This window comes from Flavobacterium sp. K77, assembly GCF_021608205.1.
In the GTDB taxonomy this organism is placed as follows: domain Bacteria; phylum Bacteroidota; class Bacteroidia; order Flavobacteriales; family Flavobacteriaceae; genus Flavobacterium; species Flavobacterium turcicum.
This window is the reverse complement of record NZ_JAKIHO010000006.1, coordinates 112,399-125,802: the sequence shown is the minus strand read 5'-3', so window position 1 is coordinate 125,802 and position 13,404 is coordinate 112,399. Positions and strand designations below refer to the sequence as shown.

Sequence of the window (13,404 nt, the reverse complement as noted above, 5' to 3'; positions counted from 1 at the left end):
AGATTAGGACTACCTTTGCCCAAAAGCATTACTTTTATGAATATTAAGCTTATCGCAATAGGAAAAACCGACAATAAGGCGTTGCAAACTTTAATTGACGATTATACCAAACGGTTGTCGTTTTATATAAAATTTGACCTAGAAATAATCCCTGACATCAAGAATGTAAAAAACCTAAGCGAGAGCCAACAGAAGGAAAAAGAAGGAGAACTGATACTCTCTAAAATTACTGCAACTGACCAATTGATTCTGCTGGATGAAAACGGTAAAAATTTCTCTAGCGTAGGTTTCTCATCTGAATTACAAAAGAAAATGAATTCAGGAATAAAAACTTTGGTATTTGTAATTGGTGGCCCTTATGGATTCTCCGAAACTGTTTATGCCAAATCACAGGGCAAAATTTCTCTTTCGCTCATGACTTTTTCGCACCAAATGGTTCGGTTATTTTTTATTGAACAATTGTATCGCGGCTTTACTATTTTACGAAATGAACCCTATCACCATCAATAAATTGATTAAATAATTATTTCAAGTTTTGAAGCAAAGTAATACACTCCATAGCTTCTTTCACATCATGTACTCTCAATATCTGAGCACCTTTGGTTAGCGCAACAGTATTCAAGACTGTTGTACCATTTAAGGCTTCCTGAGCGGTTGTTTCTAAAGTTTTATATATCATCGATTTGCGAGAAATACCCACAAGCAACGGCAACTCAAGAATATGAAAATGGTCTAATTTTTGGAAAATTTCAAAATTTTGAGCTACAGTTTTAGCAAAGCCAAAGCCAGGATCTACAATGAGGTCATTGATTCCGAAACTGCGTGCCAATGCTATTTTTTCAGAAAAATAAAACAGTACATCTTTTACTACATTATCATAATTTGTCAAAGTTTGCATCGTCTGCGGATTGCCACGCATGTGCATCATGATATAAGGAACATTGTATTTAGCCACAACTTCAAACATTTCAGCATCTAAACTCCCCGCCGAAATATCATTTATAAGAGCTGCACCGCTATCAAGAGTAGCTTTTGCAACAGCATTCCTAAAAGTATCTATCGATAATAATGCATTAGGAAAATGTTTTAAAATCAATTCAATTACGGGCACAATACGGTCAATTTCTTCTTGCTCGGTTACAAATTCGGCGTTTGGCTTACTAGAATAAGCACCTACATCAATAAAAGTAGCGCCTGCTGAGAGCATTTTTTCTACCTGAGTCAAAATAGCAGTTTCATCTTTATACTTTCCGCCATCAAAAAATGAATTGGGTGTAATATTTAAAACCCCCATTACCTTCGGACTACTTAAATCGATTAAATTTCCTTTACAGTTAATTGTCATTTTATACTTGTTTTAATTCAATTCCTTTTGTGGTAAGGCCCAAACCAGCAAGATGAAAGTTTAATATGAGTGGTGTAACAACTTTGGAACTTTGAACTTCGGTCTTAATTCTTTACTTTTGAAAAAAATTGAATACAAATATACAGCAATAATGAAGAATACTTCACAAGAATATGATGCCGTGATTGCTACATGTCGCAGCCTTTTTGTTAACAAAATGAAAGATTACGGTTGTGCTTGGCGCATTTTACGACTCCCATCGCTAACTGATCAAATTTACATCAAAGCACAGCGAATTAGAAGCCTTCAAGAAAATACAACTCGCAAAATTGATGAAGATGAAACAGGAGAATTTATCGGAATAATCAATTATGCGGTAATGGCTTTAATACAATTGGAACTTGGAGTTGTAGAGCAACCCGATCTTGAAGTGGCCAAAGCAACCGCTTTGTACGACGCTAAAATTACTTTAACCAAAGAACTCATGGAAGCCAAAAATCACGATTATGGTGAGGCTTGGCGCGAAATGCGTGTAGCATCCTTAACCGATTTAATTTTACAAAAACTGCTTCGCGTAAAGCAAATCGAGGACAATAAAGGAAAAACATTGGTATCCGAAGGAATTGATGCCAACTATCAAGACATGCTTAATTATGCTGTTTTCGCACTAATTTTAATGGGCTTTGGCTCTCAAAAATAATTTCTTTACATGAAAAATGCAATTACTCAATTTTCTAGAATATTTGTCGGAATCCTTTTTATCATTTCAGGATTAATCAAGTTAAATGATCCAGTAGGATTCTCATACAAACTCGCCGAATACTTTAGCGAACCCGTTTTTAACTTACCTATTTTTGTCCCTTTTGCTTTAGCAATTGCGCTATTTCTTGTAATACTTGAAGTGGTTTTGGGCGTGATGCTATTAATTGGTTACAAAACAAAGTTTACAGTTTGGAGCTTACTTATTTTAATTATCTTGTTCACATTCTTAACTTTTTACTCGGCTTATTTTAATGTGGTAAAAGATTGTGGTTGTTTTGGTGATGCTTTAAAATTAACACCTTGGGAATCATTTACAAAAGATGTGGTCTTGTTAGTTTTTATTTTGATTTTGTACCGAAACCAAAAACTCATCAAACCGTTATTTCCTGCCGCTTTGCAAAATACTTTGTTTTTAGCAAGCATTGCAGCTTCGGCATTCATGGGCTATTGGGTTTTAAACCACTTGCCTATCATCGATTTTAGACCTTACAAAGTGGGCAACAGCATTCAAGCAGGCATGAAAATTCCTTATGGCGCTGCAAAATCAGTAGTCGAAATGGTTTTTATTTACAAAGTAGACGGTGTTGATAAAGAATTCAAAGAAGCTGATTTAATGGCGATACCAGAAAGAGCCGTATTTGTTGACCGAAAAGACAAGGTAATTACTGAAGGCTACGTACCGCCTATTCATGATTTTATTATGGAAAAAGACGGTTCTGATTATAAAGACGAATTTTTAAATGCTCCTAAATTACTTTTAATTACGGCTTATGATTTACCAAATGCTGATTCTGATGGGATGAAAAAGTTAGCAAATTTAAGTAAAACCGCTATCGCAAAAGGGTATCAGGTTGTAGGAATGACGGCTTCATTACCAGAGGATATAGCTGCGGCTCAAAAAAAATACGGTTACAATTTTGATTTTTATTTTTGTGATGCAATCACAGTTAAAACTATTGAAAGAGCAAATCCAAGTATTATACTTCTTGAAAAAGGTACCGTAAAACAAAAAGTACATCATCAAGACTTGGATCAAATTAAGTGGTAGAAAAAAGTTCAAAATATAAAGTCGTAAATACTCTCATGAGTTTTACGACTTTTTTTATGGTTGGACGTAAAATGATACAGAGCAAAAACGAAAATTTGTTATACAATTATTATACTATAACGATATAAATTTGTGATTTTCGAATAATAATTTCAAAAATGCTTTTTCTCTATTTGGCATTACATTTGTTTGCGTAACTTTGTTAAAAAGAAAATAAAAATGAAAAAATTAATAGCATTAGTTCTAGTAATCCTCAGCTGTGCTTGTACAACCAATGCACAAAAAACTGCATTCTCAAAAACAGCATTATCAGAGACGCTTTTGGCATCAAATGGTAGCCAAGTAGCATTTAAAAACATTTTAAAGAAACACAAAGGTAAAACCGTAGTGATTGAAGTTTGGGCTTCGTGGTGTGGTGACTGTGTAAAAGCAATGCCTAAGGTAAAAGAAATGCAAGCTGCTCACACAAATGTTGATTACGTATTTATTTCAATGGATAAAACTGCTGACAAATGGAAGTCTGGTATCGAGAAACACGCTTTGGTGGGAGATCACTATATGGCTAATGACCAAATGAAGGGTGTTTTTGGAAAAGCAATGGACATTGATTGGATACCGCGTTACATTATCGTGGACAAAACAGGTAAAATCGTTCTTTACAGAGCCATTGAAACCGACTTTGATAAAATTAACGAAACACTAGAAAGTTTAAAGTAATCTACTACTTTAACACACACGAAAAAACTAATAAACTTACAAGAGAATTATAATGAGAAAAAAGATTGTTGCTGGAAACTGGAAAATGCATAAAAATGCGGAGCAAACAGAAGATTTATTGAATGAATTAATCGCTAAAATTCCAACTGATACAGATACAAACGTAATTGTTGCACCTACATTTGTCAATTTAGCATCGGCAGTAGATCATTTAGAATTTACTAATATCAAGGTTGCAGCGCAAAACGTACACCAAGCTGAAGGCGGTGCATTCACCGGAGAAATTTCGGCAGACATGTTAAAAAGTGTTGGTGTTGACATCGTAATCTTAGGTCACTCTGAACGACGTGCCATTTTTCACGAAACTGATGCACTCATTGCAAACAAAGTTAATACGGCTTTACAGCATGATATGACTGTTATTTTTTGCTTTGGCGAAGAATTAAAAGACCGTCAATCAGAAAATCATTTTAATGTGGTAGAAAACCAATTAAAAGATGGTTTGTTTCAAATTGAAGCAAAAGATTGGGAACAAGTTGTTTTGGCCTATGAGCCTGTTTGGGCTATTGGTACAGGCGAAACAGCTTCACCAGAACAAGCACAAGAAATGCACGAATTTATCAGAGAAACTGTTCGTAAAACATACGGAAATGATATCGCTGACACTGTTTCTATCCTTTACGGAGGAAGTGTTAAACCTGAAAATGCAAAAGAAATTTTCTCTAAGCCAGATGTTGATGGCGGATTAATTGGTGGTGCTGCTTTAAAAGCAGATGATTTTGTTGCAATTGTTACTGCAATCTAAAACAACTCCTATTTAAAACAAAAAAACCGATGCCCTAACAGCATCGGTTTTTTTGTTTTAAATCCCAATTTCAATTTGAAAACGAGCGTACCAATTATTTTTTCTGTCACCTGAATAAAAAGTTAGTGTATCAAAACTAATTTCACCTTGTACTTTGAAGGCATGTTCCCAAATATACTTGGTGAGTCCTAAACTATATTGTTTGGTATTGGGAGCCAATATTTGAATATCAGTTCCGACCTTTTGAGTTGAAAAACGACCAATTACTTCATAATTTGATACAAAATTATAGCTGACTTGATGGTCAAATCCATGACCAACATAAGCAAAATTAAAAAGGCTTGCGTCAGTAGGGCTAAAAGTAACAGCGTTCTTACTCGTAGTTCTAGACATATAACTACTCATAAAAGCCCAACCATTGTATTTCAGCATAGCATCCAATAAAACGGATTTCATAGTTCGAGCTTGAAATAAATCATTTCCTAACTGTCCTTGTGTTCTTTTGGCTTGATTATTTTGCTGAAAAGCTCCTGAAAGCATTAATTTAGGCTTTGGCTCTCGTACGATATCTCCCTCAAAATAAGTACCGTCTTTTGCAAAAGCGCCAAACGGAAACAATTCTACTTTACCAGTTACAGCTAAACCTGCATCAGCGTTATCGGTAATATTTCGGCCTTCTCCCGTTGAAATGGCAGTTTTAAAATTATACGAAAACGCATCCTTAAATTCATTCAAATTGTGAACTTGAAAACCAAAATCACGATCAATAGTAAACTTAGCATTATTGATGGAGCGATCGGTCAACTGCAATCCTCCTGACGAATTTACACGTTGTCTATTTCCAGGTAATTTCGTTTGACCAAAACTGAGATTCCAATTTTTGTTAGGTCTGTAAAACAAAACAGCATCGCGAATAATGTTTATATTTTCACCTTCTCTAAATTCGCCTACATCGCCCGGGGCAAATGACAATTGCACCGCATATAAAAATTTTGGTGAGCCCACATAACCATCCAAACGCAATCGCAACCTACGAATTTGCCCATCATAGGATGCCGCAGCTCCTTCATTATCTATGTATGTGACTCGGTTTTGCATTCGGAACCTAATATTCAATTGGTACAAACTATCTGGCGAAGTAATCCCAATTCCTTTTCCAAAACTATAATAGGGCAAAGCAGAAAGTTTTAAATCATTGTCTTGATTGCTTCGTTTAATAGACACTTGAGCCGAACTAGCTAAGCAAAAAGCAAGCGCAATGATTAAGGCAATTTTTTTCATTATTTTGTTGTGTGTTTGTCTTACAAATGTAAAATATTATTTAAATATCAAATGCATTTGCTACGCTATTGTTACCTTTGTAAAAAAATAAGCATGTCAAACATTTATATAGGCTACCATTTTACGATAAGTCCAAAAGAATTAGGTTCAGAAATTTTAATTGCTGAATTAGGAGAAAAAGCATTTGAAAGTTTCACCGAAACAGAAAACGGAATCTCAGCTTTTGTACAAAAAGACCTTTGGGACGAAATGATTTTAGAAGGAGTACAAATTTTAAGTTCAGAAGAATTTGAAATTGATTACACATTTGAAGAAATCGAGCAAGTAAATTGGAATGAAGAATGGGAAAAAAACTTTGAAGCAATTGACGTAGACGGGAATTGCCATGTGAGAGCTCCTTTTCACCCAAAAACTGATGCAGAGTTTGATATTGTAATTGAGCCCAAAATGAGTTTTGGAACTGGTCATCATGAAACTACACACATGATGATTCAGCATTTACTAGAAATGGATGTTAATGGTCTTAAAACACTAGATATGGGTTGCGGAACGGCCATCTTAGCTATTTTAGCCGAAATGAAAGGCGCACAACCTATTGATGCTATTGATATTGACAATTGGTGTTATTTGAACTCGATTGAAAATGCAGCACGCAACAATTGTAAACACATTACCGTTTATGAAGGCGAAGCTGCTTTACTTGTAGGGAAAAATTACGACCTGATTATTGCTAACATCAATCGCAACATCTTATTAAATGATATGCAAAGCTATGTGGATTGTTTAAATCCGGGTGGGACTTTGTTATTGAGTGGTTTTTACCAAGAAGACATCCCGTTTATTGATGCGTCATGCACTGAAAAAGGGTTGACCTATGTTAAAAAATTTGAAAGAAACAACTGGGTATCATTAAAATACGTAAATTAGAACTAATATTTGTAAAAAGTAATAATCACAGTACAAAAAGCAAATAAAATGAGTACTAAAGAAAAAGTTAGAGAAAGAGTCAGTTTAAAAGAGGCTGTGCAGCTTGAAAATGAAATTATCGTGTACAACGACGATGTTAACACTTTTGATCACGTTATTGAAACTCTCATTCGTGTATGCGATCATACTCCAGAACAAGCAGAGCAATGTTCCTTAATTGTACACTATAACGGAAAATGTACCGTAAAAACGGGACCTATTGAAAAGCTAAAACCGCAATGTACACAACTGCTAGAGGCAGGAATTAGCGCTGAAATAGTCTAGTTAATTCATTTAAAAACAATAAAAAAACCTATTCTTGATTTTGTCTCGAATAGGTTTTTTATTTGATTTTAAGTTAACTTATTTTGGTTTAATGAGGTAATTTTGAACGAATAACACCATACAAAAAAGTACCCAATAGCGCGCCAAACAATACAATAAGTACACTCCAAAAACCTGCGCCAATTAATATAAAAATTGGTCCTGGACAAGAACCAACCAAGGCCCAACCCAATCCAAAAATAAGACCGCCAATCCAATATCTGGCATTTCCTTTTTCCTTATCTGGAATGTTAATCGCTTCACCTGAACTATCCTTAACATTAAAACGCTTGATAAGCTGTAACCCTATTACACCAGTTACAATTGCAACGGTAATAATGCCAAACATATGAAAAGATTGAAACTGAAACATTTCATAAATACGGTACCACGAAACGGCTTCGGACTTTGTAAGGACAATTCCAAAAACAAAACCAACTAAAAGATATTTTATTGTATTTTTCATTTTGAACTATTTAAAATGGTTAGGATAAAAAATATGGTAAAATAAAATGAGCCATCAATAAACCTCCGATAAAAAAGCCAATTACCGCTTTTAAAGATGGGATTTGCAAATTACTCAAGCCTGAAATGGCATGACCAGAAGTACATCCGCCTGCATAACGCGAGCCAAAACCAATCAAAATTCCGCCAACAACTAATAAAATAAGATTGGCAGGATTTGCAATTGCATCAGACCCAAAAAGTGCCGTAGGCATCAGTTTACCATTTGGCGCATCAATACCCATTTGTTCTAATTGCGCGACTGTAGCAGGATTTAGAGTAACATTAGATGGGTCGCTCATGAATTGAACTGCTACAAATCCGCCAAGCATTGCACCTATGACCACAACTAAATTCCAACGCTGCGATTTCCAATCAAAATTAAAAAACGACACTCTTTTACCCAATCCAGCAATAGCACAAAGTGATCGCAAGTTCGAAGACATCCCGAAAGATTTACCAAAATAAGTAAGTGCCAACATTATCATACCAATCAAAAAACCTGAAATATACCAAGGCCAGGTTTGAAAAATTATTTCCATATTCTTGAATTTTTTAGACAAATATAAGAAGCATTTGCAAAGTTCAATTATCACTTGTAATTTTTGAATGTAGAAATACAATACATCTTAGTTTCAATTATCTTTGTTTTAAAAATTGAACTCCTAAAAAGCGCTACAAACAAATATAAAAAACCAAATAGCATGAAAAAATTACTGCTCTTAACCCTCTTGGCACTACAACTAAGCTCTTGCACTAGCACCAAATCTACTTTAAAAAACACCGATGACTCGGCACCAAACCTAAGATTGAGCGAAAACAACACCTTTATAATTACTCAGTTTAGTACTGATAAAAAATATGGGTATGATAAAGATTACCCTGTTAATATCTTTTTTAGCGGTACAACAAATACAACTATCAACCAACAACGTTTTTTGAACGCTTTGGCTGGGCCAAAAGGCGAAAAAATTAGTTATGAAAAATTAGAGAGCTGTTGTCCTTTTCCAACCACAAAAAGTGATATGGGTGCAGGTTTCTTAGATGTATATCAGATTAAATGGCGAGGCCAAAATAAACCTGTTTTACTCTACTTAAACATCTATGAAAAAGGAGTTTTGATGGTACCAATGGGTTTCACTTTAAAAAAATAATCGTTCCTAGCCCTGATAGCAGTGGAAATCCTTTTGCTTTTTATTTTCAAAAAGCAAAAGATTGCAAAGTATAGCAGGAAAGAGCTCCTAAAAAAAATAAAATCGCCAACAAATTTGTAAAACCTGACTATCTTTGCAACTTTAAAAAACAACACATTATGAACATACAAGATATCCCTTTAATTAAGCATACTGATAATGGCAATTTTTTCTTATTGGCTGGACCTTGCGCTATTGAAGGCGAAGAAATGGCATTACAAATTGCTGAAAAATTAGTTGGAATTACTACTAATCTTCAAATTCCATTTGTATTTAAAGGTTCCTTTAAAAAAGCAAACCGTTCTAGAATAGATAGTTTTTCTGGCATTGGCGACGAAAAGGCTTTGAAAATTCTAAGAAAAGTTTCTGAAACTTTTAATATTCCAACCGTTACTGACATTCACACCAATGAAGATGCGGACATGGCTGCTCAATATGTTGATGTATTGCAGATTCCTGCTTTCTTGGTACGTCAAACTGACTTAGTAGTTGCAGCGGCTAATACTGGAAAAGTTGTGAATTTGAAAAAAGGACAATTCATGAGTCCAGAAAGCATGAAGCATGCCGTTCAAAAAGTGCTGGATTGCAACAATACCAATGTGATGGTTACGGATAGAGGAACGATGTTTGGGTACCAAGACATGATTGTTGATTTTAGAGGTATTCCAACAATGCAAAACTATGCAACAACAGTACTTGATGTAACGCATTCTTTACAACAACCCAATCAAACAGCTGGTGTTACTGGTGGACGCCCGGATATGATTGAAACGATTGCCAAGGCTGGAATTGCAACAGGAGTGGATGGTATATTTATAGAAACACATTTTGATCCTGCTAATGCTAAAAGTGACGGTGCTAACATGCTACATTTAGATTATTTTGAAGCTTTAATGACTAAGCTTGTGGCTATTAGACAAACTGTGAATAAATTCTAATTTTTGAGAACTAAACAATTGAAAAAAATAATTTTTATATCGGCAATTTTTACTGTTTTAGCTGGAAATATGGTTCAAGCTCAAGACGATATTAAAATTCAAGATAAATATACAGCACATAATAAAGGAAAGTTTTTTGTGTCATGGGGCGGAAACAGAGAAACTTATAGTAAATCTGATGTGACTTTTAAGGGAGCTGATTATAATTTTACCCTAAATAACATAACGGCACATGACAAACCTAAGGGTTGGCACGTTGACTATATCAACCCCACTAAAATGACCATCCCACAAACCAATTTGCGTTTGGGTTACTTTATTAATGATCATTATAGTGTAGCCCTTGGAGTTGATCATATGAAGTATGTGATGACTCAAGGTCAAACAGCAAATATTAGTGGTACAATTGCTGCAGGAACACCTTTTGACGGAGTTTACAACAATACGCCAATTGAATTGACTGAAGATTTTTTAATGTACGAACATACCGATGGTTTAAACTACGTACATACGGAAGTATCGCGTCATGATGATATTTCCAAACTATTTAAAATTTCAGATACTGATAAAATTCAAGTGAATCTGACGGAAGGTATTGGCGCCGGAATGCTTTATCCTAAAACTAATACTACCTTACTTGGCAAAGAGCGTCACGACGATTTTCATGTATCCGGTTACGGAGCTTCAGTAAAAGCTGGATTGAATATAACTTTTTTCAAACATTTTTATATTCAAGGAGAAATCAAAGGTGGTTACATCAACATGCCTGATATTCGCACCACACAAAGCACCGAAGATAGTGCTTCACAAGAATTTTTCTTTTTACAAAGAATAATCGCTTTTGGTGGGATATTTAAACTATAACACTATCACAATAATTCAAAGTACAAAAAAACAGATTCTACAACAAAGAGTCTGTTTTTTTGTTTAAGATTTAATGTTAAAAACATTGTGATAAAATTACCCGTGTAATAGACAAATATTGACTAGATTTGGAAACGAACTGTTTAATCGTCAAAACAATATATAAACATTTCTTAATTTTTTATTTAGCTTAGAAACAGTATCATTAGGTGAAATAATCATGACTAAAAACAAAGAAAATCCTGATTCTGAAGGAATTTATCATTTTGATAATTTCTTTAAAATATCTGCAGACTTTATTTGTATTGCAGGTTTTGACGGTTATTTTAAAAGAATAAATCCAGCTGTTTCTCGAACATTAGGATACACAGAAGCAGAACTTTATGCTAGACCTATAAGTAGTTTTGTGCACGAAGCTGATTTAAAAAATACAATTGAAACCAGGGAGCAGGTCTACAAAAACAAACCACTTCTTAATTTTGAAAATCGATACTTAACAAAAAGTGGAGAAATCATTTGGTTGTCGTGGACTTCAATGCCTGTAATGGAAGAAAAGTTAGTATATGCTATTGCAAAAAATATTACTCATACAAAAAAAAGGGAAGAAGAACGCAATATTTTACTAGCAAAACTAACTCAAATCAATAAAGAACTTACAGTACTTTCACATAAAACTTCGCATGATTTAAAATCGCCACTGAATAATATGCTTGCTGTTTTCAACTTGATAGACACTTCTAAAATTGACGATAACGAAACTCTAGAATTAATAAACATTTTACAGGAAACAAGTCAAAATTTAAGAAATACACTTAATGATTCACTTGATCAACTAGTTGTTAATGAAAATTTACACGCCCAAATTGAAACTGTAAATATTCCCGAAACTTTGGCGTTAGTTACAGCCTCAATCAAATCATTGGTTTTAAACTCCAAAGCTACTATAGCAACTGATTTTTCTGCTTTTGACGAAATAGATTTTAATAAAGGCTATTTGCAAAGTATTTTTTTAAACCTGTTAAGCAATGCCATTAAATATAGTAAAGCTGATAGTTCACCAAATATTTATATAAGTACAAAATATAATAATGGTATCAAACAATTAATTTTTAGCGACCAGGGAATTGGTTTTGATTTAGAAAAAGTAAAAGATAAAGTCTTTGGCCTCTATGAAAAATTTCATGATAATTCAGACAGTAGTGGCATCGGATTGTATCTGGTTTACAATCATATCAGCAGTTTGGGCGGCAATATTTCGGTTAATAGTAAAACGAATGAAGGAACCACTTTTACCATTTCGTTCAAATAATTTTAAAAACCTACAAAACATAAAAAAACCTGTCTCTTTCAAGACAGGTTTTTTATTTAAATATAATTTTGAATTACATTTTTGCTTTCAAAGCTTTTGCCTCAGCAGTCATTTCAAGAGCATTATAAACACCTAATAATGTTTTAGATACATCTTGATTTGTTGGGTTTAATTCAACTGCTTTTGCTAAGAATGGAATCATTGCTTTGAACAAATCTTCTCTTTTCTTTTTCAATTCATCGTAACGTTTTTGATCTTTAGTAGAATTTCCTAATTTATTCATCTCATCAATGATTACCTTCTCATCTTCCAATTTCATGGCAGCAAGATTAATGTAAGCATTCACGTATTGAGGATTGATATCGATTACTCTTTTATAATATTTCTCAGCATCAACTACGTTTTTCGCATTAGCGCTAAGAACACCCAAATTAAAAATTAGCTCGGCATCATTCGGATTCTTTTCTAAAATTTCAGAAACTAGTTTTTTGTAAGTGTCATAGTCTTTCGTTTCTAGGTACAAATTAGCTTCGGTCAAAGCCAAAGACCCATCTTCTGGATTTGCTTTACGTGCCTCTGAAATTGCTTTTTTAGCCTCCTCAACTCTTCCTTTTTCAACCAAGATTAAAGCCATGTTTTTAATAATCTCTCCTCTTTTTGAAGGTACAACCTCTGTTCTTGGTTTTTCATGTGTACCAAGTTTCACCATACGGTCTCTTTCTTGTGCAGTTGTAAAGTAATCCTCTTGAGAAGTTAACTTATTTACTGCAAAAAAACTGGTGCCCTTACCAGAATAATTCAAAGTTTTCAGAGTCCCATAAAGTTCCAAAGCTTTGTCGTAATCTTTAGCATTTACATAAGTTGAAGCTGCATAGTACAAATTGATTGTATCTTTTTTATCTAACAAATAGGCATCATATAACTTTTTAGAACTTTCTGCATGTTTTTCAATTTTAGAATCTGCAATAGCACTATTGATCAATTTAATTTTGATATCAGTTACTGATTTTGTTGCTTGTGCAGAAAATTTTGATTTCCCTGAAGCTTTTTCAGCATCAAGCAAATCTTGAAAAGCTTTTGCAGCGGTTGAAAGACTAGCATCTGTATTTACATTTTTATTAGCTAAATCTAGGTATGTATTTCCTTTAACAAAAAAGAATTGTGCCTTTTCAGCATCTGCTGCATTAGCAATTAATGACTCCGCCTCAGTTAAAAATGTGGCCGCCTCTTGAGATTTACCACCTTTTAAAGCCTTTTCAGCAGCTTTAATTTGGTCTTTTTGAGCAAAAGTAGTTACTGATATCAATAACGCTGATGCTAATACTACATATTTACTGTTCATGGTATT

The 13,404-nt window shown here is 34.0% G+C and carries 16 protein-coding genes; 11 read left to right on the top strand and 5 right to left on the bottom strand.

Annotated elements, in window-relative coordinates; all coding sequences use genetic code 11:
* Positions 1-36: 36 nt before the first annotated feature.
* Entirely contained in the window at positions 37-510 is a 474-nt protein-coding gene (gene rlmH, locus L1S34_RS11790; RefSeq protein ID WP_236364183.1) for a 23S rRNA (pseudouridine(1915)-N(3))-methyltransferase RlmH, read from the top strand.
* Between the two features lie 13 nt (positions 511-523).
* Here the strand turns inward: rlmH and folP are convergent, their stop codons facing one another.
* Entirely contained in the window at positions 524-1,345 is an 822-nt protein-coding gene (gene folP / locus L1S34_RS11785) for a dihydropteroate synthase (protein ID WP_236364182.1), read from the bottom strand.
* 151 nt (positions 1,346-1,496) lie between these two features.
* Between folP and L1S34_RS11780 the strand changes: the two genes are divergently transcribed.
* The 4 genes from L1S34_RS11780 (at position 1,497) to tpiA (ending at position 4,677) form a co-directional block, all read left to right on the top strand.
* Entirely contained in the window at positions 1,497-2,045 is a 549-nt protein-coding gene (locus L1S34_RS11780; RefSeq protein ID WP_236364181.1) for a DUF1599 domain-containing protein, read from the top strand.
* Between the two features lie 9 nt (positions 2,046-2,054).
* A complete protein-coding gene (locus L1S34_RS11775; protein WP_236364180.1) occupies positions 2,055-3,155 on the top strand; it encodes a BT_3928 family protein in 1,101 nt (366 codons plus the stop codon).
* Positions 3,156-3,374: 219 nt separating this feature from the next.
* Positions 3,375-3,872: a TlpA family protein disulfide reductase gene (locus L1S34_RS11770; RefSeq protein WP_236364179.1), complete on the top strand. Its 498-nt coding sequence runs from the start codon at positions 3,375-3,377 to the stop codon at positions 3,870-3,872.
* Positions 3,873-3,924: 52 nt separating this feature from the next.
* Positions 3,925-4,677 (top strand): triose-phosphate isomerase, encoded by a 753-nt coding sequence (gene tpiA, locus L1S34_RS11765; protein WP_236364178.1) that lies wholly within the window; start codon positions 3,925-3,927, stop codon positions 4,675-4,677.
* Positions 4,678-4,734: 57 nt separating this feature from the next.
* On the opposite strand, the gene L1S34_RS11760 is transcribed toward tpiA, so the two are convergent.
* Positions 4,735-5,958 (bottom strand): porin, encoded by a 1,224-nt coding sequence (locus tag L1S34_RS11760; protein WP_236364177.1) that lies wholly within the window; start codon positions 5,956-5,958, stop codon positions 4,735-4,737.
* Between the two features lie 93 nt (positions 5,959-6,051).
* Here L1S34_RS11760 and prmA point away from each other — a divergent pair, with 93 nt between their 5' ends.
* Both prmA and L1S34_RS11750 read left to right on the top strand, forming a co-directional pair.
* Positions 6,052-6,885 carry a 50S ribosomal protein L11 methyltransferase gene (gene prmA, locus L1S34_RS11755; protein WP_236364176.1) on the top strand — a complete coding sequence of 278 codons (834 nt, stop codon included), beginning with the start codon at positions 6,052-6,054 and terminating at the stop codon, positions 6,883-6,885.
* 48 nt (positions 6,886-6,933) lie between these two features.
* On the top strand, positions 6,934-7,209 hold the full coding sequence (locus L1S34_RS11750; RefSeq protein ID WP_166133756.1) for an ATP-dependent Clp protease adaptor ClpS: 276 nt from the start codon (positions 6,934-6,936) through the stop codon (positions 7,207-7,209).
* Between the two features lie 88 nt (positions 7,210-7,297).
* Here the strand turns inward: L1S34_RS11750 and L1S34_RS11745 are convergent, their stop codons facing one another.
* Together L1S34_RS11745 and L1S34_RS11740 are read right to left on the bottom strand one after the other, a co-directional pair.
* A complete protein-coding gene (locus L1S34_RS11745; RefSeq protein WP_236364175.1) occupies positions 7,298-7,714 on the bottom strand; it encodes a DUF6691 family protein in 417 nt (138 codons plus the stop codon).
* 19 nt (positions 7,715-7,733) lie between these two features.
* Complete coding sequence (locus tag L1S34_RS11740) at positions 7,734-8,294, bottom strand: YeeE/YedE family protein (RefSeq protein WP_236364174.1); 561 nt, start codon at positions 8,292-8,294, stop codon at positions 7,734-7,736.
* 162 nt (positions 8,295-8,456) lie between these two features.
* On the opposite strand from L1S34_RS11740, the gene L1S34_RS11735 reads away from it, so the two are divergent.
* From L1S34_RS11735 to L1S34_RS11720, 4 genes are all read left to right on the top strand, one after another.
* Positions 8,457-8,906, top strand: a complete 450-nt coding sequence (locus L1S34_RS11735) for a 2-dehydro-3-deoxyphosphooctonate aldolase (protein ID WP_236364173.1) — start codon at positions 8,457-8,459, stop codon at positions 8,904-8,906.
* Between the two features lie 158 nt (positions 8,907-9,064).
* Positions 9,065-9,883 (top strand): 3-deoxy-8-phosphooctulonate synthase, encoded by an 819-nt coding sequence (kdsA, locus tag L1S34_RS11730; protein ID WP_236364172.1) that lies wholly within the window; start codon positions 9,065-9,067, stop codon positions 9,881-9,883.
* Positions 9,884-9,901: 18 nt separating this feature from the next.
* The gene (locus L1S34_RS11725) at positions 9,902-10,747 is read left to right on the top strand and encodes a hypothetical protein (RefSeq protein ID WP_370637621.1); all 846 of its coding nucleotides are present in this window, start codon (positions 9,902-9,904) and stop codon (positions 10,745-10,747) included.
* 220 nt (positions 10,748-10,967) lie between these two features.
* Entirely contained in the window at positions 10,968-12,056 is a 1,089-nt protein-coding gene (locus tag L1S34_RS11720) for a PAS domain-containing sensor histidine kinase (protein ID WP_236364171.1), read from the top strand.
* Between the two features lie 73 nt (positions 12,057-12,129).
* On the opposite strand, the gene L1S34_RS11715 is transcribed toward L1S34_RS11720, so the two are convergent.
* Positions 12,130-13,398 (bottom strand): tetratricopeptide repeat protein, encoded by a 1,269-nt coding sequence (locus L1S34_RS11715; RefSeq protein ID WP_236364170.1) that lies wholly within the window; start codon positions 13,396-13,398, stop codon positions 12,130-12,132.
* Positions 13,399-13,404 lie beyond the last annotated feature (6 nt).